The sequence below is a fragment of the Burkholderiales bacterium genome, assembly GCA_036262035.1.
Lineage (GTDB): Bacteria > Pseudomonadota > Gammaproteobacteria > Burkholderiales > SG8-41 > JAQGMV01.
Genome location: DATAJS010000020.1, coordinates 21,706 through 44,555 on the forward strand (window position 1 = coordinate 21,706; position 22,850 = coordinate 44,555).

Sequence of the window (22,850 nt, forward strand, 5' to 3'; positions counted from 1 at the left end):
CGTCCCATCAGCGGCTCGATAGCGCGCTTGCGCTTTCCGCGCGCGCGCTCGCGTGGGGCTGCTCGGCCGCCGCATGGCGGCCCGCCAGGCGGCCGAAGGTGATGCCTTCGGCAAGATTGCCTCCGCCCTGGTACACGAACTGGAACACCGAGCAGATCTCGCCCACCGCGTACAGGCGCGGTATCGGCCGGTCTTCCCAGTCGAGCACGCGGCGCTGCGCGTCCGCGCGCAGCCCGCCTTTGGTGTTCGGACCGCCCGGGTACAGCGGGATTGCGAAGAACGGCGGCTCCGCTACCGGGCCCATCGTCGCGGGCTCGCGCTCGAAATCGACGTCCTTGCGCTCCGCGCACAGGGCATTCCAGCGCTCGACCGCCTGCGTCAGCGCCGCCGCGTCCATCTTCTCCTTGTTGTCGGGGTGCTGCCGGATCTTCTGCGCCAGGATCTCGAGCGTGTCGCCCTGGAGGATCCATCCGTTGCGCAGCGCGTTCAGGTTGTCCTCGCCCCAGTCGATGCCGTTGTATGCCGCCGCGCCCACGCTGACGACCGGTCCGCGACGCATCATCACCGAGTCGAAGATCATCCATGAAGGAATGCGCGGGTAGCTCAGCGACGTGGTGTCGAACTGCAGCGCTTCCTTGTAGAAGATGTAGCGGCTCGGGTCTTTGGTGATGCGCCGCTCGGACGCGTAGCGCCGGCCCTGGTTGTCGACGACGATCTCGTTCGGCTTGCCCACGCCCGAGGTATTGAGGCCGATGCGCAGGCCGTGCCGGCGCTCGGGGATCGCGCAGATCACCCGTCCTGCGACGCTGCCGACGCGGCTCAGCGAGGCGCCGATGCGCAGCGCCATGCGGATGCCGTCGCCGGTGTTGGCGGGCGATCCGTAGAACGCCCAGCCTTCCAGCGCCGGCCCGTCGAGGAAGGCCTTGCGCATGCGCGCGTTGTACTCGTAACCGCCCGAGGCGATGATCACCGCGCGCCGCGCGCGATACGTCACGCGCTGCGACCCGCGCTCTGCGTGCACCCCCACGACCGCGCCGTCGCCGTCCACGATGAGGTCCTTCGCGCTCACACCGTAATGGATCGGGATCCGGCGCGCCTGCACGCCGGTGAGCATGCAGGCGTGAAACGCCTCCCCCGACTGCTTCTCCGCCTTGGCGCTCTCCGCGCTGCGGCCGGTCTTGGCATCCTCGTCGAACTGGCCGGTATACGTGCTGCGCACACAGGCATAGCCCGACTTCGCCGCGCCCGGAAATTCCGGGAACGCAGCGTTCGCCGACACCACCGCCTTGAACGCCGGATCGAGGCCGCGCATGAAGTCGGCGTTCTCCGGGGCATGCCGCGCCCACAGCTCGGCGAGGTCGTCGCCGAACTCGCTCTCGGCCTCGAGCTTCCCCGGGAGGTTGTCGCCGCTCATCATCGCTTTCGAGTACGCCTTGAGCGACTCGAAGTCCGCGCCGGGGTCGGGACTGTGAAACCCGCCCCCGCTCATGCGCGTATTGGAGCAGTGCGACGCTTCCGGCTGCTTCTCCAGAATGATGACGCCCGCGCCCGCGTCGGTGGCCTCGATCGCCGCGCAGCCGCCTGCGGCGCCGAAGCCGATGATGATCACATCCGCCTCGTATTCGGCGGTTTCGTTTGCTCTTGCAGTACTGAATGCTCCATCCATGAATCGAGACTTTCGCTGAGTAAGGTAAATCGGTATGCGGTTGGTGACAGGTATTAACGGCGCGGCATGACGTCGAGCCGCACCGCGATGCCCTCGAGCTCGCCCGAGGCCGCCGGATAGCGCTGCATCACCAGCGGATCGTGCCCCGGCACGATGTGGTCGGGAGAGTCGGCGAGCGCGTACAGGCGCTTGTAACCTTCGAGTACCTGGCCGATGTGGAACGTCGTCGGGAAGACCCGGCCTTTCTCGAAGTGCTCATAGTAATGGCTCGCATCGGACGCGAGCACGACCCAGCCGCGCTGGGTGTGCACGCGCGCGAACTGGAGGCCCATCGTATGGCCGCCGACGCGGTGCACCGTGATCCCCGGCGCGATCTCGTCGTCGCCGTCGTGGAACTGCGCGCGGTCCTCGTAGATCATGCGGATCACGCCGCAGACGTCGTCGACCTCGAAGCTGTGGCGAAGCTGCGGATGGCACATGTGGCGTCCCGTGACGAACGCCATCTCGTCGTCCTGGAGGTGGAACTTCGCCGCCCCGAAATCGGCGAACGTGCCGATGTGGTCGTAGTGCATGTGCGAGACGATGACGTCCTTCACGCCGTGGGAATCCACACCGAGCTTCGCCAGCCCTTCGGCGGGACTGCGCAGCACTTCGCGCTTCCTTTGCGCGCCGACCTTCGCCGTGAAGCCGACGTCGAGCACGTAGCTACGCCGGTCGTTGCGGATGAGCCACACGAAGTAATCCATCGGCATCGGCACGTCGTGCGCGTCGCCGCCGAGGAAGTGGTTGGTGCGCACCGCATTGCGCTGCGCATATTTGATCGCGAAGACTTCGTAAGTGGGCAGGGTCATGACTGCTCCTTCATTGAAAGCGGCGGTCGATCGAGAGCGCGACCATCGCGGCGTCGCGCAAACACGTCAGGAAATCGCCGGGCCTGTTCGCGTCGCCGACGATCGCGTACGGAACGCCGGCCTCCTCGCACAGGCTCGACGCCTCGCGGTCGGGCGCCGGGCCGATCGCGACGATGAGGAAATTGCCGATCTCGAGGCGTGTCGCGGTGCCGTCGGGCGCTTCGAGATCCAGCGCGCCGCCTTCGGCGCCGATGACGCGCGCTTCGGTCAGCACGCGCGTCCCGCGCTCGCGCACGCGCTCGATCAGCTCCATGCGGTTGTTGCGCGCCATGCCTACGGCGACGCCCGCGAGCGTTTCCACCACGGTGCAGCTTACCCCACGCGCGCTCAGGAGGTCCGCGGTCTCCATGCCGACCATGCCGCCGCCGATGATCGTGACCGCGGCGCCACGCGCAACACGCTCGGGCGCAGCGAGGACCTCCCATGCGTGCACGACGGCGATACTGCTGTCGAGCCGGCTCACGTCGAACGGACACGGCCGCGTACGCGCGCCGGTCGCGACGACGACGAAATCGGGCGCATGCTCGCGCAAAGCCTTCGCCGTCGCGGTCACGCCGCACCGGACCTGTACGCCGAGGTTCGCCAGCGACTCGACGCGATACGTCCAGACCGGCTCGACCTCGCGCTTGTCGGGCGCTGCGATGGCGAGCGGGATCTGACCGCCGGGGCGGTCGGCTTTCTCCCAGACCGCAACGCGGTGCCCGCGCGCCGCGAGCACGCGGGCGGCTTCCAGGCCGCTGACGCCGGCGCCGAGCACGAGCACGCGTTTCGGCGTCTTTGCCTGGCGTTCCGGAAAGAGCTGAGGCTCGGCGTATTCGAGCGCCTCGAACTCGGTGCCGATCGTCGGGTTGTGCACGCAGGCCACGTCCTTTTCGAGCGTGAGGCGCTCGAAGCAGACGTTGCACGCGATGCATTGGCGGATCGGCGCTTTCACTTCGCCGAACGCTTTGGCGCACCAGTGCGGGTCGGTATAGAGCGCGCGGCCGATCGAGACGAAATCGGCGCAGCCTTCGGCCAGCACCGCTTCGGCATCTTCCGGCGCCACCAGGCGGCCGGCGACGAACACCGGGATGTTCACCGCGGCCTTGATCGGCCTGGAGTAGTCGGCGAGGCAGCGCCGCGGGAACGACGGCGGCTGTATGCAGTACTTGGAGAGCTGCGGGCTCTCGTTGCTGCCGCCGGAGATGTCGAGCGCCGCGGCGCCGGCGCGCTCGAGCACGCGCGCGAGCTCGATCGTCTCTTCCAGCGGGTAGCCGCCGTCGGTGAACTCGATCGCCGAGAGCCGTATCACCAGCGGGAAATCGGGCAGCTCGTGCTTCAGCCGGGCTATCGTCTCCAGCAGGAAGCGCGACCGGTTCTCGAACGAGCCGCCGTAGCGGTCGGTGCGCTTGTTGATGCGCTTTGTTGCGAACTGCTGGAAGAGATAGCCGTTGCCCGCGTGCACCTCGACGCCGTCGTAGCCCGCCTGCATGAGCCGCCGCGCCGAGGCGACGAAGAGCTTCTGGATCTCGACGATCTCGGGAATGGTCAGCGGGCGCACCGCGTCGCCGGTGTTCGGGTTGTGCCACGGCGACGGGCCGACCGGCTCCATGTCGAGCACCGAGCGGCGCAGGAGCGCGCCGCGATGGTTGAGCTGCCCGCACACGTACGCGCCGTGCGCGTGGATCGCGTCGACGATGCTGGCGAGACCGGGAATGAAGCGGTCGTGATAGCAGCACAGCGAGTTGTGGTGCGGCCTCGCGTGCTCGGTCACCACCATCGCCTCGGTCATGATCATCCCGACGCCGCCGCGCGCGCGCTCCGCGTAGTACTGCTTGTCGCGCTCGGTGGAGAGGCCGTCGGTCGTGCTGTAGTTCGTCCCCATCGGCGCCATGATCACGCGGTTGCGCAATCGCATCGACCCGATGGCGCCGGGTGCGGCGAGATGCGGGTACGGCGCCCGGCTCACTTCAGTCCGCTCTGGCACCGGATTCCCTTGCGACCTTTTCCCACTTGCCGAGCTCCGCGCGCAGAAAGGCCGTGAAAGCGTCGGTCGAGCTTTGCAGGTACGTGTCGACGCCCTGTGCGCGAAGCTGCTCCTTGACGTCCGCCGCATTGACGGCCTGCGCGAGCGCGCCGTACAGCTTGTCGACGACGGGCTTCGGCGTTTTCGCGGGCGCCATGATGGCGAACCAGTTGACGGCGATGAGCCCCGGCATGCCCGCCTCGGCCGACGTCGGCAGGTCGGGCAGGAGCGGCGTGCGTTTCTCGGCCGTGATGGCGATCCCGCGCAGCTTGCCGCTCTTCACGAACGGCGCCAGCGCGGGCATGTCGATGATCATCCCGTGCACGTGGCCGCCCACCAGGTCGACAGCGGCGGGTCCCGCACCCTTGTACGGCACGTGCACCACGTTCACCTTGCCCAGCTTCTTGAACAGCTCGGTCGCGAGATGGGGCAGCCCGCCGTTGCCCGAAGACGCGAAATTGAGCTTGCCCGGCTGCGAGCGTGCGAGGGCCAGCAACTCCTTGAGGTTGCGCGCCGGCAGCGAGGGATGGATCGCCATCATCTCCGGCGTGCTCGCGATGGTCGTGATGCCGGCGAAATCGCGCACCGTATCGTAGGGGATGTTCGAAAAAGTGAACGGGCTGATGACGAGCGGGCTCGCGCTGCCGAGCACGATCGTGTAGCCGTCCGGCGCCGATTTCGCGACGTAATCGGTGCCGATCGTCGCGTTGGCCCCGGGACGATTCTCGACGACGACCTGCGCGCCGAGCAGCTGTGTCAGCTTGGGCGCGATGATCCGCGCGACGATGTCGTTCGATCCTCCGGGCGGGAACCCGACCACCAGGCGTATCGGCTTCGACGGATAGGTTTGCGCCGCTACGCCGAAAGCCAGCACAGACAACAGGACCAGCGATGAGAATTTGAACATGATTTTCCTCTGCGTCCTCTGCGTCCTCTGCGGTTAAAAACGCTTTTCTAGTCCACCTTCGCTCCGGAAGCTTTCACGACCTTGCCCCACCGCTCGTGCTCGCTCTTCATGAGCTGCCCGAACTGCTCCGGCGTGCCGAACGCGCGCGTCTGCCCGAGCTGGGCGAGACGCTTCACCACTTCCGGTGAGTTCAGCGCCTTGTGGATCGAGGCGTTGAGCGTGCTCACGACGTCGCGCGGGGTCGCGGCAGGCACCACGATGCCGTACCACTCGATCACGCTCGAAAGGTCCTTGTAACCCTGCTCGAGCGCGGTCGGCACGTCGGGTATCGCGGGATTGCGCTTGGTGTCCATCACCCCGAGCGCGCGCAGCCGGCCGGCGAGCACGTGCGGCACCGCGCCGGTCGGGTTGGAGAACATGATCGTCACGTTGCCCGCGAGAAGGTCGATCACCGCGGGACCGGCGCCTTTATAAGGGACGTGCAGCATGTCGGTCTTGGTCGTCAGCCTGAAGAGCTCGCCCGCCATCTGCGGTCCGGAAGAGGTCGAAGCGAAGGTGAGCTGCCCGGGATTGCGCCTGGCGAGCGCCTCCAGCTCTTTCATCGACTTCGCCGGCAGCGCGGGATGGACCACGAGCAGGAACGCCATCTCGGTCGCTTCGGTCACCGGCGCGAAATCGCGCAGCGTGTCGTAACCCGGATCCTTGTAGAGATGCGGATTGATCGTCAGCGCGCCCTGGTGGCCGAGGGTGATCGTGTAACCGTCGGGCGGCGCCTTGGCGCCCAGCGAAGTGCCGATGTTCCCCTGCGCGCCGGCGCGGTTGTCGACGAGGACTTGCTGGCCCCACATCTCGGCGAGCCTCGCGCCGAGCACGCGCGCGAGCGCGTCAGTACCGCCGCCGGGCGGGAACGGCACGATGAAGCGCACCGGCTTCGAGGGAAAGGATTCGGCGGCGAACGCAGGTGCGGCGCACGCGCAGGCAAGGGATGCGGCTATCAGCAGCGACTTCACGACTCTCCTCCTCAGGTTGGGGGCCAGACCCCGGCTTCTTCGGGGTCTGACCCCGGTTTGTTTTAAGGGCGATGACCGTAACTCGGCGCTCCGGGCGTCATCGAGCCCGCGGCGACGTTCGCATACTCGCACAGGAGGCGCCGGGTATCGCGCGGATCGACGATCTCGTCGAAGTTGAACGCTTCGGCGGTCCTGAACGGCGAATTGAGGCGCTTGAGGCGCTGTTCGATCTCGGCGAGCTTGCGCGCAGGGTCGGCGGCCGCCGCGAGCTCCGAGCGATACGATGCTTCGAGCCCGCCCGCGATCGGCATCGACCCCCAGCTCGCCGAAGGCCATGCGTAACGCAGCGCATAGCGCGAGTTGTTGGCGTGCGCGCCGCCGCCGATGCCGAAGCACTTGCGCACGACCACCGCGCACCAGGGAATGGTCGACGACAGGATCGCGGCGATCGCCTCCGAAGCGAAACGCATCGTCGAGCGCTGCTCCGCTTCGAGCCCGACCATGAAGCCCGGGCAGTCGACGAGGTGCACCGCCGGCAGGTGGAAGGTCTGCGCGAGGTCGACGAAGCGGCGGATCTTGCGCGCGGCGTCCGCGCTCCACGCCCCGCCGTAGTGATAGGGGTCGCTCGCGAGCAGCGCGACCGGCCAGCCGTCGAGCCGGGCGAGGCCGGTGATGATGGAACGGCCCCACCTGCGGCCGATCTCGAAGAAGCTGCCTTCGTCGACGACCGCGTCGACGATGTCGCGCATCTTGTAGACCTGCCGCTCGTCGCGCGGGATCGCTTCGAGCAGCCAGTCGATCCTGCGATCCGGATCGTCGGTCGGCTCGGTGCGCGCGGGAAGCTCGTGCACCGAGCGCGGCAGGTACGAGAGAAAGCGCCTCGCGCGCGCGAACGCGTCGTGCTCGCTGTCGGCTTCGTCGTCGACCGTCCCGTTGCGCGCGTGGATCGCCGAGCCGCCGAGCTCTTCCTTGTCGTAGGTCCTGCCGAGGCGGTTCACCACCGGCGGGCCGGCGACGAAGATCTGCGAGGTCTTCTTCACCATCACCGAGTAATGCGCGACCGCCGCCTTGGCGGCGCCCCACCCCGCGGTCGACCCGAGCGCGAGCGACACGCAGGGCACGAGCGAGAGATTCTCCACCACGACGTGAAAGCCGTAGAGCGCGGGGCATTTCGCGTAGCCTTCGTCCTCGATGCTGTTGACCGAGCCTCCGCCGCCGGTGCCGTCGACCAGGCGCACGATCGGCAGTCTGAGATCGCGCGCCATCATCTCGGCGCGCACGTGCTTGTCGCGCAGGCCGCCGTGCGCCGCGCCGCCGCGCACCGTGAAGTCGTCGCTCGTGACCACCACCGGCTTGCCCTCGATCGTGCCGCGCCCCATCACCAGATGCGCGGGCGTGAACGACGTCATGTCTCCCGCCTCGTCGTACTTCGCGGAGCCCGCGATGCTTCCGATCTCGCGGAACGATCCCGGGTCGAGCAGTGCGTCGATGCGCTCGCGCGCGGTGAGCTTGCCGGCCGCCTTGTGGCGTGCGACGCGCTCGGGACCGCCGAGCTCGCGTGCGCGCGCCTGGCGCTCGTGCAGTTCCTTGACCTCGCGTTCCCAGCTCATCGTTTCGTATCCTTATCCAGCACCATCAACGCGTCCACCACGCACGCCCCGGCCCCGTGCTCCTGCACGACCAGCGGATTGACGTCCACTTCGAGGATCTCCTGCCGCAGGTCGCACGCCAGCCACGAGAGCCGCACCAGCAGCCCGGCCACCGCCTCGACGTCGCGAGGCGGCGCGCCGCGCACGCCCTGCAGGAGCGGATAGCCGCGCAGCGCACGCAGCAGTCCGTGCGCGTCCTCGTGCGTGAGCGGCGGTATCCCGTAGGCGACGTCGCGCAGCACCTCGACGTGTATGCCCCCGAGGCCGACGGCGACCACCGGCCCCAGCGCTTCGTCGCGCACGATCCCGAGGATCATCTCCACGCCTTCGGGCGCCATCTCCTGCACGAGCACCCCGCGCAGCCGGGCTTCGGGGTGCGTGCGCCGCACCGCGGCGAGGACTTCGGCATGACCGCGACGCACCGCCTCGTCGCCGCTCACGCCGAGCCGCACCCCGCCGGCGTCGGTCTTGTGCGGGACGTCGGGCGAATCGATCTTGAGCGCCACCGGCCGCTCGAGCGCGCGCGCGTAACGCACTGCGTCCTCGGCGGTGACCGCGAGATGCTCGCGCGTCGTCCGGAACCCATAGGCCGCGAGCACGGCCTTGGCTTCGCGTTCGCCGAGCGTGCGTCCCGCTGCCGCGATCACGCCCGCCGCTTTCGACGCATCGATACCGTCCGGTCGCGTCGCCGCGCCGCGCCGCCGCCGCCGCGCGAGATGCGCGCCGAAGTCGGCGGCCGCGCGCATCGCGCGCAGGCACGGGATCGCGTCGCGATACACCGGCACGCCGCGGCCGATCAGGTCGCGCGCGCCGAAGGCGGGCTCGTCGAGACAGCCGCCGACCCACAGCATGGCCGCGGGCTTGTCGCACTCGAGCACGAAGCGCGCGCCGAGCTCGAGGTTGCGGCGCGCCACGCTGACGAATCCCGGCGCGATCATGTCGACGTCCGGATCGGCCGCGATCGCTTCGAGCGCGCGGTTGAAGCGCTCGGGCTCGCCGCGCGCGAGCGCGTTCATGTCGCTCGGATTGCCGACCGTTTCGACTTCGCCGGTGAGGCCGGCGAGCGCGTGCTGGGTCGCTGCGCCGTACTCCGGCCACTCGAGGCCGAAGTTCGAGCCGACGTCGGCGACGTGCACGACGTTGCCTCCGGTCGCCGACACCGACGCCGCGCGCCGGCCCCGCGGCCAGCGCCGGGTGCGCAGCAGCAGGGCGGTCTCATAGAGCTCGTCGCAGTCGGCGACGCGTATCAGGCCGAGCTGCCTGAAAGCGGCGTCCCAGATCTCGTTCTGACCTGCGATCGCTCCGGTATGCGAGGCCGCGGCGCGGCTGCCGGGCTCGGTCCAGCCGTACTTGAGGACGACGATCGGTTTCTCGCGCGCGAGCGCTTCGTCCGCGACCGCCGCCAGCTTCGCGCCGTCGCGGAGGGACTCGACCGCGAGCAGCACGACGTCGGTCTGCTCGCTGCGCAGCATGAAGCGCACGAAATCGAGCGCGTCGAGGTCGGCCTCGTTGCCGCAGCTCGCCTGATAGCTCACGTCCACGCCCGCTTCCTGGGCGCGCCACATGACGTTGATCTGGCCGAGGCCGCCGCTCTGGCTGACGATGCCCACGTTGCCCGCCGGACGGCGCGGCCCCGCAAGACCGCCGGTCGCGGTCATCGCGAAGCCGTCGACGAAGCTGATGACGCCGTTGCAGTTCGGACCCATCACGCGCATGCCGCTCGCGCGCGCGATCTCGAGGAGCTTCGCCTGGCGCGCGCGTCCTGCGTCGCCGGCGGTCTCGGCGAAACCCGGGCTGTACACCGTGGCGAACGGAACGCCGAGCGCGGCGCACTCGGCCAGCGCCTCGAGCGCCTCGTCGGCGCCGACGATGATGCCGACGTGATCCGGCACCTCGGGCAGCGCGCGCAGGCTCGCGTGGCAGGCGATGCCGCGCACGCTCGCCAGCGCCGGGTTCACCGGATACACCGTGCCCGGATAGCCGAAATCGAGGATGCAATCGAAGACGCGCGTCGAGCGCGCACCCGGCTTCGCGGTGGCGCCGACCAGCGCCACCGACGCGGGCGCGAACAGCCGCGTCAAGTCCTCCGCTCGTGCCTCGGCCGACATCCGCTAGCGCCCGACGAACCGCGGCGGGCGCTTCTCGGCGAAAGCGAGCGGTCCTTCGCGCGCGTCGTCGGAAAAGCGCAGCACGCGGTTCCACATCTGCTCGACCCGCAGGCCGGTGACCCAGTCCATTTCCTCTCCGCGGCGGGCGAGCTCCTTGGCCGCCTGCACCGCGAGCGGCGCGTTGGCGGCGATGCGCCCGGCGTAGGCCATCGCCTCTTCCATGAGCCGCGCGGGCTCGACCACCTTGTTCACGAGCCCCCAGCGCTCGGCTTCGCTCGCGCTCATCGCGTCTCCGGTGAGGAGCAGCTCCATCGCGACCGCGTACGGAAGCTGCTTGAGTATCCGCTGCGTGCCGCCGTTGCCGGCGATGCATCCGCGCTTCACCTCGGACAGGCCGAACGTCGCATGCGGCACCGCGACCCGCACGTCGGTGGCCATCAGCATCGTCATGCCGCCGCCGAGGCAATGGCCGTTGACCGCGGCGATCACCGGCTTCCACACCTCGAGCCCGCGGTTGATGATCGGGTCTTTCTGCGTGAGCCACATGTCGGCGAGCGGCGCGGGATTGTTGGCGAACGTCTTCAGGTCGGCGCCCGCGCAGAACGACTTGTCGCCGGCGCCGGTGACCACCGCCACGCGCACCTCGTGATCGTCGCGCACGCGCAGCCACGCATCGGACAGCGCCTTGTAATGCTCGGCGTCGAGCGCGTTGCGTCGTTCCGGGCGGTTGATCGTGATGACCGCGATGTGGTTCGTCAGTGAGAAATCGATGGACATTCGTTATCCCCAATCAGAGAATCGAGCACGCTTGGCGAACAACAACGAGGAGCACATAGTGTCGGAAGCATTACCGCTGTCGGGCGTGCGCGTGGTGGAGTTCGTGCACATGATCATGGGTCCGAGCTGCGGGCTCGTGCTCGGAGACCTGGGCGCCGAAGTGATCAAGATCGAGCCGCTCGAAGGCGACCACACCCGCAAGCTCATCGCTTCCGGCGCCGGTTTCTTCCCGGCCTACAACCGCAACAAGAAGAGCATCGCGCTCGATCTGAAGCAGCCCGAAGGCCGCGAGATCGCGCTGAAGCTCGTCGCGAGCGCCGACGTGCTCACCGAGAACTTCCGGCCCGGCTCGATGGACGCGCTCGGCCTCGGCTACGCCCAGCTCTCGAAGCTCAAGCCCGAGCTCGTCTATTGCTCCCACAAGGGTTTTCTCGCCGGGCCTTACGAGCACCGGCCCGCGCTCGACGAGATCGCGCAGATGATGGGCGGGCTCGCCTACATGACCGGCAGCCGCGAGAAGCCGATCCGCTCGGGCGCTTCGGTCAACGACGTGATGGGCGGCATGTTCGGGGCGATCGCGGTGCTCGCCGCGCTGTTCCAGCGCAACGCGACCGGCAAGGGCCAGCACGTGAAAGCGTCGCTCTTCGAGAACAACGCCTTCCTCGTCGCGCAGCACATGATGGAAGGCCTCATGACCGGCAAGCCGGTGCCCCCGATGCAGGAGCGGGTGCGCGCGTGGGCGGTCTACGACATCTTCTCGACCGCGGACGGCAGGCAGCTCTTCGTCGGCGTGGTGACCGACACCCAGTGGAAAGTCTTCTGCGAAGCGTTCGGCCGCGAGGACCTGCTCGCCGATCCGGAGCTCAGGACCAATCCGCAGCGCGTGGTCGCGCGCCCGCGCATCGTGCCCATCGTGGCCGCGATCTTCGGCGCGCTGACGCAGAGCGAGCTGATCGAGCGCTGCGACACGCTCGGCCTGCCGTACGCGCCGATCAACACGCCCGACGACCTCTTCGACGATCCTCACCTCAACGCATCCGGCGGCATGACCGAGATCACCCTGCCCACCGGGCGCACGACGCGCATCCCGCTGCTGCCGATCGAGATGGACGGACGCCGCTTCGGCGCGCGCCTCGACATTCCCGGGGTGGGCGAGCATACGCGCGAGCTCCTCGCGGGCCTCGGCTACAGCGGCGAGCGCATCGACGCGCTCGTCGCGGGCGGCGTCGCGCGCGGCGACTGAGCCCGGAACGGCGCGCCCGCGGCGCGCCTCACTGCGGCTGGATGCCCGCGGCCTTGATCACCCTGGCCCACTTCGCGAGCTCCGCTTTGACGAGCGCGCTCAGCTCTGCGGGCGTGCTCGTGGATACCTCGATGCCCTGGCTGTCCATGACCGCCTTCGCTTCGGGCTGCTGCATCGCCTGGCGCGTGAGGGTATTCATGCGCTCGATGATCGCCTGCGGCGTTCCCGCAGGCGCAAAGAGCGCGTTCCAGGAGGTCACTTCGTAACCCTTGAGCCCCGCTTCGGCGATCGTCGGCAGCTCGGGCAGCGCCGGCGAGCGGTGCGCGCCGGTCACGGCGATGCCGATGAGCTTGCCGCTCTTCACGTGCGGCACCACCGACGGGCTGCCGAAGTGCAGCGCGATCTGCCCGCCGAGCAGATCGGGGATCACCTGCCCCGAGCCTTTGTACGGGATGTGAACCATCTTCACCCCGGCCATGTAGGCGAAGAGCTCCGCCGACATGTGCGTGCCGCTGCCCATGCCCACCGACGCGTAGTTGACCTGCCCGGGATGCGACTTGGCGAGCGCGATGAGCTGCTTCACGGTGCGCGCGCCGAGCGAAGGATGGGCGACCGCGAAGAACATGTACGACGACATCCTGCCGATGGGCGCGAAGTCGCGGATCGGGTCGTACGGCACTTTCTTCTGGAGGTTGGGATTGATCGTGAGGCTGCTCTGCACCGTGAGCAGCGTATAGCCGTCGGCCGGCGCCCGCGCCACGGTCTCGATGCCGATCGCCCCGCCCGCGCCCGGCCGGTTCTCGACGATCACCTGCTGGCCCAGCTCTCCGCTCATGTACTTCGCGACGTGCCGCGTCACCAGGTCGATCGAGCCTCCGGGAACGAACGGGTTGACGATGCGCACCGGCTTCACCGGATAGGTCTGCCCATGCGCCATGCCGCCCAGCGCCGCCACGCAGGCGGCCGCCGCGGCCTTGTTGTACCACTTCATGTGCTCTCCTCGTGCGGCGGCCTCGGCCGCCTTTTGGTTATTCGCCCTTGAAGCGCGGGGTGCGCTTCTCGCGCCACGCGCGGTGGCTTTCCTTCTTGTCCTCGGTGCCTTCGAGCGCGAGGAAGCGATACTGGTCCAGCAGCGCCGCGTCGGTCAGATGCGGCATGTTGAGCCCCTGGTTCAGCGACTCGCGCGTCATCCGCGCCGACAGCGGCGGATGCGCGCAGATGTGCTCGGCCACTTCCATCGCCTTCTTCATCACGTCCTCGTGCGGCACCACCCACTGCGCGAGCCCGATGCGCAGCGCTTCGTCGGCCTTGAGCGGGAAACCCATGCCGAGCCGCATCGCGTGTCCCTTGCCGACCCAGCGCGCGAGCCGCACGAGCGCGCCCTGCGCCGGCAGGATGCCCAGCCTCACCTGCGGCAGCCGCCATTCGGCCCGATCCGAGGCGACGATGAGATCGCACGAATAAGTGACGATGCAGCCGATGCCGATCGCGTAGCCGTTCACCGCGCACACCAGCGGCTTGGCGAAGTCGTCGAGCACGCGGAAGGCGTGGTGCTTGCGCTTGGGCAGGTTGTAGATGAACTCGGCCGAGGAGTTGAGCGTATGGGTCTTGGGGTTCTTCAGGTCGGCGCCCGCGGAAAACGCCCCGCCCGCCGGATCGCCCGTGAGGACGGCGCAGCGGACGTCGCGGTCCGCTTCGGCTTCCTCGAGCCGCAGGCGCAGCTCTTCGTAGAACTCCTCGCACCAGGCGTTGCGCACTTCCGGGCGGCTGAATGTCAGAACCGCGACCTGGCCGCGCTTTTCATAAAGCAGAGGCATGTAGCCTTACTCCTTCGTATTGCCGCGCCGGCCGACGGCCGGGCGCGAAGATTGGATGATCAGCCGGCGCTGCGTCCCGCCTTCGCCGCGGCCGGCGGCGCAGGCTCGTGCAGCATGGCGAGCGCAGCCCGCTCGGCGTTGCGAACGTGCGTGGCCGCGGCCTGCGCCGCGCCTTCCGCGTCGCGCGCCGCGATGCGCTTGACCAGCGCGTCGAGCTCTTTCAGGCTGGCGGGAAGCCGGCCGGGCTGGGACAGCGACGCGGTGCGCAGCCGGTTGATGCGCGAGAGCAGCGTGCGGAACACGTCGGCGACCACCGAGTTGCCGCAGCCGGCGAGGAGGATCGCGTAGAAGCGCTCCTTCGCCTTGAGCAGGTCGGCGGTGCTGGGCGACCCGGTCGCCTCGCGCAGCCCCTTGAGCTCAGCCCGCAGCGCCTTGACCGCCGACTCGGGCGCGCGCTCGGCGAAGCTGCGCGCGGCGAAGCTCTCGAGCACCACGCGCAGCTCGTACAGCTCGCGGGCCTCCTGATCGCTGACCGCCGCGACCGTCGGGCCCTTGTGCGCGACGATCTCCACCAGCCGCTCGGCTTCGAGCCTGCGCAGCGCTTCGCGCAGCGACGGCCGGCTGACGCCCATCGCCTCGCACAGCTCGCGCTCGACGAGGCGCTGCCCGGGCAGCAGGCGTCCGGACAGTATGGCGTCGCGCAGCTGCTTCTCGACTTTGTGGCGGAGGGTGTCGGGACGCTCGAGCGCGAAGATTTCGCTCAGGGGATCGTTGGGAGGCATCGGTTTATTGTACGACAATCTTGCTGTCTGACGACGATCCGCACACCGCGTTACGCTCAGATCCGCGTCGCCGACACCAGCTCGCGCACGTCGTCGAGCTCGTCGAGCTTCCAGCACAGCTCCAGCAGCCGGTGCACCTGACGCGGCGAGAGCAGCCCGTTGTTGAGACCGGCGAGCTTGCGCTCGAGGTCGGCGTCGGTCACCGGGTTCCTGACGTGGCCCTTGGGGTGATCGACGCTGCCTTCGATCACGCGCCCGTCCTTCAGCGTGATCTCCATGCGGCACGGATTGCTCTGCGGCTGCATCGCGTCGAGCGACTTGTCGTGGATCACCTTGACCTTCTGCATGAGCGCGCGCAGCGCGGGGTCGAATATCCGCGCCTGGGTGAAGGACGAAGGATCGACCTTGCCGTCGAGCAGCGCCGCGCTCACCAGGAAAGGAATGCTGTGATCGGCGGTCTCGCGCGTGGTCGGCGTCCATTTCTCGGGCTCGCTGCCGATCTCGCTCCACGCGAACCAGTAGGTGCGTATCACGATGGATTCGACGTCGCGCGCATCGACCTGCCCGCGCAGCCCCAGCACCGTCTCGATCGGCGACTGCCCGTGGTACTCGCACGGATAGATCTTGATCTGGCTGTCGGCGACCCGGAACGAACGTTCCTTGGGCGCGAGCGGCGGCCATTGGAACTCGCCCACCGCGTTCCAGATGCCCTGCTCGCCTTCGAATACGTGCGGCGGCGCGGTCATCCCCGCCGCGGCGAGGTCCACCGCGAATATGGCGTTGCGGCACGCGTTGCCGCCCGCGCAGCCTTTCCACATCGTCAACTGGCCGCGGCGCGACACTTCGAGCGCCATGTTGGGCGTGAGCGCGAGCGACAGCGCGTTGGCGAGCCGCTCGCGGTCCAGCCCCATCATCTTCGCGATCGCCGCGGCGGCGCCGAGCACGGTGTAGATGACGTGGTCCCAGCCGCGGTTGCGCACGCGGTTGCCCGCGAAGAAGCCGAGGAAGAGCTCGTAGACGATGACGGTCGCGAGGATGAAAGTCCTGCCGTCGGTGCGCTGCGTCTCCGCTGCCGCGAGCAGCGCGCCGAGCGCATCGCTCGGATGGCCGCCGCCACTGCCGGTCGCATCGTTCAGATCGAGGTAGCGGATCATCACCCCGTTCACGAACGCCGCCTGCTCGGGCGATACGCGCTCGAGGCTGCCGAGCACGCGCGCGGAGCGCTCTCCGCCGGTGCCGCGCGCGACCGCGCGCGCGATCTTCGCGGGCTCGGAGGCGTAGCCGCCGAGCGCGCAGGCGAGCGTGTCCAGCACGCGCCGCTTGCATTCGTGTATCGCCTCGGGGGGCAGGTCGGCGTAGCTCAGGCCGAGCGTCCAGTCGGTGAGCTTCTGCAGTGTCGAATCCAGTTCCATCATCGGGTCCTCGTGAGCCATTGCTGACACATTGTAATACAATCAGTCAATTTTACAGCGTAGCGATCCCACCATGACCATGCTCCACAGGCGCGACTACGCGCCGCAGGCGCCCGGCACGCTCGACGGCGTGCGGGTGCTCGACCTGTCGCGGCTCATCTGCGGCAACACCATGACCCAGCTCATGGCCGATTTCGGCGCCGAGGTGATCAAGGTCGAGTTCGGCGACGGCGACACCCTGCGCGCGTGGGAGACCGCGGGCATCGACATCAACTGGAAGTTCTACGGCCGCAACAAGAAGAGCCTGTGGATGGACCTCCGGAAGGAGCGCGCGCGCGACCTCCTGCTGCGGCTGGTGCCCGGCGCGGCGATCTTCATCGAGAGCTTCCGTCCGGGCGCGCTCGAGGAGATGGCGCTTTCCCCGGCGCGCCTGCTCGAGATCAATCCGCGCCTGGTCGTGGTGCGCATCTCCGGCTGGGGACAGGACGGCCCTTATCATCGCCGGCCCGGCTTCGGCTCGATCATCGAAGGGATGTCGGGATTCGCCTCGATGAACGGCTTCGCCGACCGCGAGCCGGTGCTGCCGCCGACGTACCTCGCCGACAGCATCGCCGGCCTCTACGGCTGCAGCGCCGCGATGATGGCGCTGCGCGAAGCCGAGAAAGCCGACGGCCGCGGCCAGGTCATCGACCTGCCGCTGCTCGATCCGCTGTTCACCATCCTCGGCCCGCACGCGGCCGCTCATCGCCTGACCGGCCGGGTGAAGCCGCGCATGGGCAGCCGCTCGGGAAATTCGGCGCCGCGCAACGTCTACCGCTGTCGCGACGGCCGCTACATCGGCGTCGTCGCCTCGATCCAGAAGATGGCCGAGCGCCTGCTGCGCGCCATCGGCGGCGACGCGCTTGCGGCCGACCCGAGGTTCGCCACCAACTCCGATCGCGTGAAGAACGTCGAGGCGCTCGACGCGGTCATCGGCCGCTTCATCGGCGAGCGCACGCTGGACGAGAACCTCGAGTTCTTCGGCGACGCCGACATCACCGCGGGCCCGATCTACGACATCGCGCAGATCGTGCAGGACCCGCACGTCGTCGAGCGCGAGATCGTGGCCGACTATCCCGACGCCGACATGGAATGGTTCCCGATGCACCACGTGGTGCCGCGCCTGTCCGCGACGCCCGGCGCCATACACAGCCCCGCGCCGCGTCTCGGCGAGCACAACCGCGAGATCCTGCGCGGACTCGGCGTGGACGACGGCGCTTATGCCGACCTCCTCGCGCAGGGCGCGCTGCGCGAGAGCGCAGCCGGCTGAGCAGACGAAGCGCCGCATCCGCGCGCGCTCAATCCGCCTTCATCCCGACGCGCTTGATCAGCTCGGCGTTCTGGCGCAGCTCCCGCGCCAGGCGCTGCGCGAACTTCTCCGGGCTGGAACCGACCGGGACGTTCCCGCTCGCCGCAAGGCGCTCGCGCGTATCGGCCTGCTTCAGGCTTTCGGTGGACGCCTGGTAGATGCGATCGACGATGGCGCGCGGCAAGCGCGCCGGGCCGAGAAAACCGCCCCACGGCTCGGCTTCGAATCCCTTGAGACCCACTTCGTCGAGCGTCGGCACCTCGGGCAGGTAGGAGAGCCTGTGGTCGCCCGACGTCGCGATCACCCGGGCCTTCCCGCTCTTCAGATGCGGCATCGCGGCGGGCGCGGTGGCGAACATGAACTGGATCTCGCCCTGGAGCAGCGCGGTCATCGCGAGCGCGCCGCCCTTGAACGGCACCGACGTGATGTTGGTGTGAGTCACCACCTTGAACCACTCGGCGATCAGCGCACCCGAACTGCTCGGTGTGGCGAGCCCGACGTTGAGCTGGCCCGGCTTCGCCTTGGCGAGCGCGATCAGCTCTTTCACCGAAGACGTGCCGATCGAGGGATTGATCGTGAGCAGCAGCGGCTGCGAAGCGACGAGCGTGATCGGCGTGAAATCGTTGAACACGTCGTAAGGCACGCGGCTGAAGATGAACGGCGCGATGGTGTGTGCCGCGTACGCGAAGAGCAGCGTATAGCCGTCCGGCGCGGCTTTCGCGACGACGTCGGTGCCGATCAATGCGCCCGCGCCCGCACGGTTGTCGACGACGAACGTCTTGCCGAGCGCGTCGCCCAGCTTGCCCGACATGATCCGCGCCACGAGATCGGTGCTGCCGCCCGGCGCCACCGGAACGACCACGCGCACGGGCCGCTCGGGGTAGGCCGTCTCGGCCGGCTGCTGCGCCGCCGCCGGCAGCGCGCTCAGGAGCGCGCATGCGGCGAGCGTACGGGTGATTGCGATTGCCATCGACTTTCTCCTCTACTGTTTTTTTGCCAGCGGGCGTGACGCCCACGGGTCCTGTGACGGCGGCGCGAAGGGATACGGCACCGCCGCGCCGTTGCGGTAAGGCAGCGCGACGAGCGCGGAGCCCGTGGTCGTGTCCTTGTCCGCGTTGCGGATGCCCAGGTCGAGCTCGACCAGCCCGTAACCTTCGCATTCGATCTTGCGCTCGACGCGGGCCCAGACCACGAGCGTCGAATCGACGACGTCCATCGCGCGAAACCGAAAGCGCGCTTTCCACGCCCAGCCTTCGAGGCCCGCCCAGTCCTTGAGGAGCTGGACGATGAACTGCTGCTTGAACGAGCCGTTCACCAGCACGCCCGGCAGCTTGTCGTGCTCGACCGCGAAGCGGTGGTCGTAGTGGATGCGGTGCCAGTTCTCCATCGCCGACGACCAGCGCACGAGATGCACCGCGGTGAGCGGCCCTTTGGAAAGCGGCGCGAGCTCGTCGCCGACCGAGACGTCTTCGAACTTCACCTGCTGCGTGTCTGCCATGTCGTGTCCTCTCAGCCCCGTGCCTGCACTTTGGTGAAGCGGCAGATGAGCCCGCCTGCGGCGTCGCGAAAATCGGTCTCGATGATCACGAAGAGCAGCAACCCGCGCGAAGTCTCGCGCTCGTAGATGTCCCTGTAGCGCGACTGCACCCACACCGCCTCGCCGTGCTCGGCGTAGCGGTACAGCTCGACTTCGACCGTGCCGGTGAGCTGCGAGCTGTTCACCAGCGGCAGGCGCGGCAGGCCCAGCGACGTGGTGTCGAGGATGCCGTCGAAATACGCGTTCTTCGCGCGCTCGGTGACGAGGTCGGGCGAGCCGAACGGCGCGCGCAGCATGGTGACCGGGAAGAGCGGCGGCGCGACCGGCTTCCCGTAGCGCGTGTCGCGCACGTAGGCCTCGTCCATGTAGATGGGGTCCGGGTCCATCACGGCCTGCGCGTGGCGGCGCACCGCGCCCTTCTCCACCGGCTCGCACGCGAGCTGCGGCTCGGATTCCAGTCCGATGTACTTCTCGATCTCAGGGGTGAGCAAAGCGCCCATGGCTCTCCTTGTATGGGTTGGGTCGTGCGGCGAAGACGCGGCGCTTCACCGCGCCGCCCACGGTCTGTCCTGCGCGTAGCCGCGCTCGAACGCTTCGATCTCGGCGAGGCGCTCGAGCGTCGCGTCGACCGGATCGAGGCCGCGCAGCAGCCGCTCGCGGCGCCCCGCGTCGATCTCGAACCGGTGGGTCGCGCCGCCGGGCGCGACGACGTGCTGTTTCTGAAGATCGACGGTCATCGACGCGCCCGGCTGCTCGTACAGCCGCGCGGTGAGCTCGCGCACGATCGACTGCCCGAGCGTCACCGTCACGATCCCGTTCAGCGCGCAGTTCTCCTGGAAGATCTCGCCGAAGCTCGGACCCACGAGCGCGCGCACCCCGTAGTCGAGCAGCGCGTACGCGGCGGCTTCGCGCGACGAGCCGCAGCCGAAATCCACGCCCGTCACGAGGATGGGCGCGTTGCGGAACTCCGCGCGGTTCAGCACGAAGTCCGCACGCTCGCGCCCGTCGGCGTCGAAGCGCAGGTCGTGCAGGAAGAAAGGCGCGTAATCGTCGCTGCCGGGAAAGCGTCGCCTGCGCGTGTATCGCGCCGAGATGATCATCCCGGTGTCGACCTTGGGCAGATCGATCGGCGCGGCGACCGCGGTGAGCGCGGTGAACGGCCTCATCGCAGCGTCCTCACGTCGGTCAGCCGTCCGGTGACCGCAGCGGCCGCGGCCATCGCGGGGCTCATGATGTGCGTGCGCGCGCCGCGGCCCTGCCGCCCTTCGAAGTTGCGATTGGTCGTCGATGCGCAGCGCTGCCCCGGCGCGACGAGGTCGCCGTTGGAGCCGCCGCACATCGAGCAGCCCGAGGACAGCCACTCGACGCCCGCGTCTCTGAAGATGCGATCGAGCCCTTCGGCCTCGGCCTGACGCTGCACCGCGCTGGAGCCGGGCGAGATCATGACCGGCACCGCGGCGCGCCTGCCGCGAAAGACCTGCGCGGCGGCGCGCAGGTCCTCGATGCGCGCGTTGGTGCACGACCCGATGAACACGCGGTCGATCGCCACGCTCTCGAGCGGCACGCCCGGCGCGAGGCCCATGTACTCGATCGCGCGCTCGACGCGGCGGCGCCGGTCGGGGTCGGCGAACTGCGCCGGATCGGGCACGCGCGCCGCGACGGGCGCGCAATCTTCGGGGCTGGTGCCCCAGCTCACCATCGGCTCGAACGCGCTGGCGTCGAGCGAGACCTCGCGCTCGAAGCTCGCCGCCTCGTCGCTCGCAAGGGTGCGCCAGTACGCGAGCGCGGCGTCCCACAGCGCGCCGCGCGGCGCGTGGTCCCTGCCGTGGACATACTCGTACGTCGTGTCGTCGGGCGCGATCATCCCGATGCGCGCACCCGCCTCGATCGACATGTTGCACACCGTCATGCGGCCTTCGATCGACAGCGCGCGGATCGCAGGGCCGGCGTACTCCACCGCGTGTCCGGCCGCGCCGGCGATGCCGATGCGCGCGATGATCGCGAGGATCACGTCCTTCGCGGTCACCGCGTCCGGCAGGACGCCCTCGACGGTGATGCGCATGCGGCGCGGACGCTTCTGCCACAGCGTCTGGGTCGCGAGCACGTGACGCAGCTGGTTGGACTGGCCGATCGGGATCGGCAGCGCGCCGAGCGCGCCGTTGGTCGCGGTGTGGGAGTCGCAGCACGTGATCAGCAGCCCCGGCAGCGTGAGCCCCAGCTCCGGCGCGATCACGTGCGCGATGCCCTGCCGCGCGTCGTCCAGGCCGATGAGCTCGGTGCCGAACTCGCGCGCGTTGTCTTCCAGCCGGCCGAGCGCATCCCTGATCTCGGGATTCGCGATCGCCGCCCGCCCCGCTTCGCGGTTCGCGGTCGGCACGTAGTGGTCGGCGACCGCGAAGTTCAGCCCCGGCTTGCGCACCGTGCGCCCTTCGGCGCGCAGCGCGTCGAAGGCGTGGAACGAGCCCGCCTCGTGATAGAAGTTGCGGTCGACGGCGAGCAGCGCCTCGCCGCCGGGCAGCCGCGCCACGACGTGGCTGTCCCACACCTTGTCGAACAGGGTGCGGGCGCTCCCGGGAACGCGCCGGCCGCTCATCAGTTGGGCTGTATTCCCGCCTGCTTGATGACTTTCGCCCACTTCACGAGCTCGCTCTTCACCAGCGCGCCGAGCTCGGCCTGCGTGCTCGGCGTGGCGTCCAGGCCCTGCCGTGCGAAGACCGCCTTGCTCTCCGGATGCGCGAGCCCCTGCTTCACCAGCCCGTTCAGGCGGCTGACGATCGCCGGCGGCGTGCCGGCGGGCGCGAACAGCGCGTTCCACGACGTGACCTCGTAGCCCTTGAGCCCGGACTCGGCGATCGTCGGCGCGTCCGGCACGAACGTGGAACGCTGCGCGCCGGTGACGCCGAGCAGCACGAGCTTCTTGTCGACGACGTGCGGCAGCACCGAGGTGCTGCCGAAGGTGAGCATCACGTGCCCGCCGACCAGCTCGATGATGAGCGGCCCCGCGCCCTTGTACGCGATGTGGGTCATCTTGATGCCGGACATCCAGTTGAAGAGCTCGCCGGCGAGATGGGTGCCGCTGCCGACGCCGACCGAGGCGTACTGGAGCTCGCCGGGACGCGATTTCGCCAGCGCGATGAGCTGCTTCACCGAGCGCACCGGCGCCGACGGATGCGCGACGAGGAAGAACATGTACGAGGACACCTTCGAGATCGGATCGAAGTCCTTGATCGGGTCGTAAGGCACCGATTTCAGAAGGCTGGGGTTGATCGTGATGCTGCTCTGGATCGCGAGCAGCGTGTAGCCGTCGGCGGGCGCCCTGGCCGCGGCCTCGATCCCGATCGTGCCGCCGGCGCCGGCGCGGTTGTCGACGATCACCGGATGCCCGAGCTCTGCGCTCATCGGCTTGGCGAGCGCGCGCGACACCAGGTCGAGCGAGCCGCCGGGGCTGAAAGGCACGATGATCCGGATCGGTTTGACGGGGTAGTTCGCCTGCGCGTGCGCGACTGCGGCGGCCGCGAGCAGTGCGACCGCGACGCATCCCTGCGTGAGCTGCATTGATTGTTCTCCTCGATGTGCGGGGGTGCCCGCCCGGCGTCTTGGAGCGCCGCGTGCGGGTTCGATAACGAGCGGACCTGACTTATTGTATTACAATCTGATGGTCAGGCTGTCAAGCACCGC

Annotated in this window: 20 protein-coding genes; 2 read left to right on the forward strand and 18 right to left on the reverse strand. The window is 68.9% G+C overall.

Annotation, left to right across the window (positions count from 1 at the left end):
- Positions 1-7: 7 nt before the first annotated feature.
- The 8 genes from VHP37_23000 to VHP37_23035 all read right to left on the reverse strand — a co-directional run bounded on the left by VHP37_23000 (position 8) and on the right by VHP37_23035 (position 11,033).
- Positions 8-1,609 carry an FAD-binding protein gene (locus VHP37_23000; GenBank protein HEX2829236.1) on the reverse strand — a complete coding sequence of 534 codons (1,602 nt, stop codon included), beginning with the start codon at positions 1,607-1,609 and terminating at the stop codon, positions 8-10.
- A 110-nt stretch (positions 1,610-1,719) separates the two neighbouring features.
- On the reverse strand, positions 1,720-2,517 hold the full coding sequence (locus VHP37_23005; protein HEX2829237.1) for an N-acyl homoserine lactonase family protein: 798 nt from the start codon (positions 2,515-2,517) through the stop codon (positions 1,720-1,722).
- 10 nt (positions 2,518-2,527) lie between these two features.
- Entirely contained in the window at positions 2,528-4,543 is a 2,016-nt protein-coding gene (locus tag VHP37_23010) for an NAD(P)/FAD-dependent oxidoreductase (protein ID HEX2829238.1), read from the reverse strand.
- On the reverse strand, positions 4,527-5,489 hold the full coding sequence (locus tag VHP37_23015) for a tripartite tricarboxylate transporter substrate binding protein (protein ID HEX2829239.1): 963 nt from the start codon (positions 5,487-5,489) through the stop codon (positions 4,527-4,529). The genes VHP37_23010 and VHP37_23015 overlap by 17 nt, the downstream gene beginning before the upstream one ends.
- Before the next feature lie 47 nt (positions 5,490-5,536).
- Positions 5,537-6,499 (reverse strand): tripartite tricarboxylate transporter substrate binding protein, encoded by a 963-nt coding sequence (locus tag VHP37_23020; protein HEX2829240.1) that lies wholly within the window; start codon positions 6,497-6,499, stop codon positions 5,537-5,539.
- A 62-nt stretch (positions 6,500-6,561) separates the two neighbouring features.
- The gene (locus tag VHP37_23025; GenBank protein HEX2829241.1) at positions 6,562-8,109 is read right to left on the reverse strand and encodes a carboxyl transferase domain-containing protein; all 1,548 of its coding nucleotides are present in this window, start codon (positions 8,107-8,109) and stop codon (positions 6,562-6,564) included.
- Positions 8,106-10,229 carry an acetate--CoA ligase family protein gene (locus VHP37_23030; GenBank protein ID HEX2829242.1) on the reverse strand — a complete coding sequence of 708 codons (2,124 nt, stop codon included), beginning with the start codon at positions 10,227-10,229 and terminating at the stop codon, positions 8,106-8,108. The genes VHP37_23025 and VHP37_23030 overlap by 4 nt, the downstream gene beginning before the upstream one ends.
- A gap of 30 nt (positions 10,230-10,259) precedes the next feature.
- Positions 10,260-11,033, reverse strand: a complete 774-nt coding sequence (locus VHP37_23035; GenBank protein ID HEX2829243.1) for an enoyl-CoA hydratase-related protein — start codon at positions 11,031-11,033, stop codon at positions 10,260-10,262.
- Between the two features lie 58 nt (positions 11,034-11,091).
- Here VHP37_23035 and VHP37_23040 point away from each other — a divergent pair, with 58 nt between their 5' ends.
- Positions 11,092-12,276 carry a CaiB/BaiF CoA-transferase family protein gene (locus VHP37_23040; GenBank protein ID HEX2829244.1) on the forward strand — a complete coding sequence of 395 codons (1,185 nt, stop codon included), beginning with the start codon at positions 11,092-11,094 and terminating at the stop codon, positions 12,274-12,276.
- A 28-nt stretch (positions 12,277-12,304) separates the two neighbouring features.
- On the opposite strand, the gene VHP37_23045 is transcribed toward VHP37_23040, so the two are convergent.
- The 4 genes from VHP37_23045 to VHP37_23060 are packed head-to-tail and all read right to left on the reverse strand — an operon-like array spanning position 12,305 to position 16,290.
- On the reverse strand, positions 12,305-13,267 hold the full coding sequence (locus VHP37_23045; protein ID HEX2829245.1) for a tripartite tricarboxylate transporter substrate binding protein: 963 nt from the start codon (positions 13,265-13,267) through the stop codon (positions 12,305-12,307).
- A gap of 37 nt (positions 13,268-13,304) precedes the next feature.
- Positions 13,305-14,093, reverse strand: a complete 789-nt coding sequence (locus VHP37_23050) for an enoyl-CoA hydratase/isomerase family protein (protein ID HEX2829246.1) — start codon at positions 14,091-14,093, stop codon at positions 13,305-13,307.
- Positions 14,094-14,152: 59 nt separating this feature from the next.
- Positions 14,153-14,875 carry a GntR family transcriptional regulator gene (locus tag VHP37_23055; protein ID HEX2829247.1) on the reverse strand — a complete coding sequence of 241 codons (723 nt, stop codon included), beginning with the start codon at positions 14,873-14,875 and terminating at the stop codon, positions 14,153-14,155.
- Between the two features lie 56 nt (positions 14,876-14,931).
- Positions 14,932-16,290, reverse strand: coding sequence for an MmgE/PrpD family protein (locus VHP37_23060; protein ID HEX2829248.1), 1,359 nt, complete (start codon positions 16,288-16,290; stop codon positions 14,932-14,934).
- A 70-nt stretch (positions 16,291-16,360) separates the two neighbouring features.
- Here VHP37_23060 and VHP37_23065 point away from each other — a divergent pair, with 70 nt between their 5' ends.
- Positions 16,361-17,596: a CoA transferase gene (locus VHP37_23065; GenBank protein HEX2829249.1), complete on the forward strand. Its 1,236-nt coding sequence runs from the start codon at positions 16,361-16,363 to the stop codon at positions 17,594-17,596.
- A 28-nt stretch (positions 17,597-17,624) separates the two neighbouring features.
- On the opposite strand, the gene VHP37_23070 is transcribed toward VHP37_23065, so the two are convergent.
- Genes VHP37_23070 through VHP37_23095 form a run of 6 tightly spaced genes read right to left on the reverse strand, consistent with a single transcriptional unit; the run spans position 17,625 to position 22,727 of the window.
- The gene (locus VHP37_23070; protein ID HEX2829250.1) at positions 17,625-18,605 is read right to left on the reverse strand and encodes a tripartite tricarboxylate transporter substrate-binding protein; all 981 of its coding nucleotides are present in this window, start codon (positions 18,603-18,605) and stop codon (positions 17,625-17,627) included.
- Between the two features lie 12 nt (positions 18,606-18,617).
- Positions 18,618-19,133, reverse strand: a complete 516-nt coding sequence (locus VHP37_23075) for an acyl dehydratase (protein ID HEX2829251.1) — start codon at positions 19,131-19,133, stop codon at positions 18,618-18,620.
- 11 nt (positions 19,134-19,144) lie between these two features.
- The gene (locus VHP37_23080; protein HEX2829252.1) at positions 19,145-19,672 is read right to left on the reverse strand and encodes a MaoC family dehydratase N-terminal domain-containing protein; all 528 of its coding nucleotides are present in this window, start codon (positions 19,670-19,672) and stop codon (positions 19,145-19,147) included.
- 45 nt (positions 19,673-19,717) lie between these two features.
- On the reverse strand, positions 19,718-20,338 hold the full coding sequence (leuD, locus tag VHP37_23085) for a 3-isopropylmalate dehydratase small subunit (protein HEX2829253.1): 621 nt from the start codon (positions 20,336-20,338) through the stop codon (positions 19,718-19,720).
- Positions 20,335-21,765: a 3-isopropylmalate dehydratase large subunit gene (gene leuC / locus VHP37_23090; protein HEX2829254.1), complete on the reverse strand. Its 1,431-nt coding sequence runs from the start codon at positions 21,763-21,765 to the stop codon at positions 20,335-20,337. The genes leuD and leuC overlap by 4 nt, the downstream gene beginning before the upstream one ends.
- Positions 21,765-22,727 carry a tripartite tricarboxylate transporter substrate binding protein gene (locus VHP37_23095; protein HEX2829255.1) on the reverse strand — a complete coding sequence of 321 codons (963 nt, stop codon included), beginning with the start codon at positions 22,725-22,727 and terminating at the stop codon, positions 21,765-21,767. The genes leuC and VHP37_23095 overlap by 1 nt, the downstream gene beginning before the upstream one ends.
- Positions 22,728-22,850 lie beyond the last annotated feature (123 nt).

What these genes read in the sequence shown, in the direction of transcription:
- VHP37_23005 (HEX2829237.1), bottom strand. Translation starts at nt 2,517, where the DNA reads ATGACCCTGCCCACTTACGAAGTCTTCGCGATCAAATATGCGCAGCGC.
- VHP37_23015 (HEX2829239.1), bottom strand. Translation starts at nt 5,489, where the DNA reads ATGTTCAAATTCTCATCGCTGGTCCTGTTGTCTGTGCTGGCTTTCGGC.
- VHP37_23025 (HEX2829241.1), bottom strand. Translation starts at nt 8,109, where the DNA reads ATGAGCTGGGAACGCGAGGTCAAGGAACTGCACGAGCGCCAGGCGCGC.
- VHP37_23035 (HEX2829243.1), bottom strand. Translation starts at nt 11,033, where the DNA reads ATGTCCATCGATTTCTCACTGACGAACCACATCGCGGTCATCACGATC.
- VHP37_23045 (HEX2829245.1), bottom strand. Translation starts at nt 13,267, where the DNA reads ATGAAGTGGTACAACAAGGCCGCGGCGGCCGCCTGCGTGGCGGCGCTG.
- VHP37_23050 (HEX2829246.1), bottom strand. Translation starts at nt 14,093, where the DNA reads ATGCCTCTGCTTTATGAAAAGCGCGGCCAGGTCGCGGTTCTGACATTC.
- VHP37_23055 (HEX2829247.1), bottom strand. Translation starts at nt 14,875, where the DNA reads ATGCCTCCCAACGATCCCCTGAGCGAAATCTTCGCGCTCGAGCGTCCC.
- VHP37_23060 (HEX2829248.1), bottom strand. Translation starts at nt 16,290, where the DNA reads ATGATGGAACTGGATTCGACACTGCAGAAGCTCACCGACTGGACGCTC.
- VHP37_23065 (HEX2829249.1), top strand. Translation starts at nt 16,361, where the DNA reads ATGACCATGCTCCACAGGCGCGACTACGCGCCGCAGGCGCCCGGCACG.
- VHP37_23070 (HEX2829250.1), bottom strand. Translation starts at nt 18,605, where the DNA reads ATGGCAATCGCAATCACCCGTACGCTCGCCGCATGCGCGCTCCTGAGC.
- VHP37_23075 (HEX2829251.1), bottom strand. Translation starts at nt 19,133, where the DNA reads ATGGCAGACACGCAGCAGGTGAAGTTCGAAGACGTCTCGGTCGGCGAC.
- VHP37_23080 (HEX2829252.1), bottom strand. Translation starts at nt 19,672, where the DNA reads ATGGGCGCTTTGCTCACCCCTGAGATCGAGAAGTACATCGGACTGGAA.
- leuD (HEX2829253.1), bottom strand. Translation starts at nt 20,338, where the DNA reads ATGAGGCCGTTCACCGCGCTCACCGCGGTCGCCGCGCCGATCGATCTG.
- leuC (HEX2829254.1), bottom strand. Translation starts at nt 21,765, where the DNA reads ATGAGCGGCCGGCGCGTTCCCGGGAGCGCCCGCACCCTGTTCGACAAG.
- VHP37_23095 (HEX2829255.1), bottom strand. Translation starts at nt 22,727, where the DNA reads ATGCAGCTCACGCAGGGATGCGTCGCGGTCGCACTGCTCGCGGCCGCC.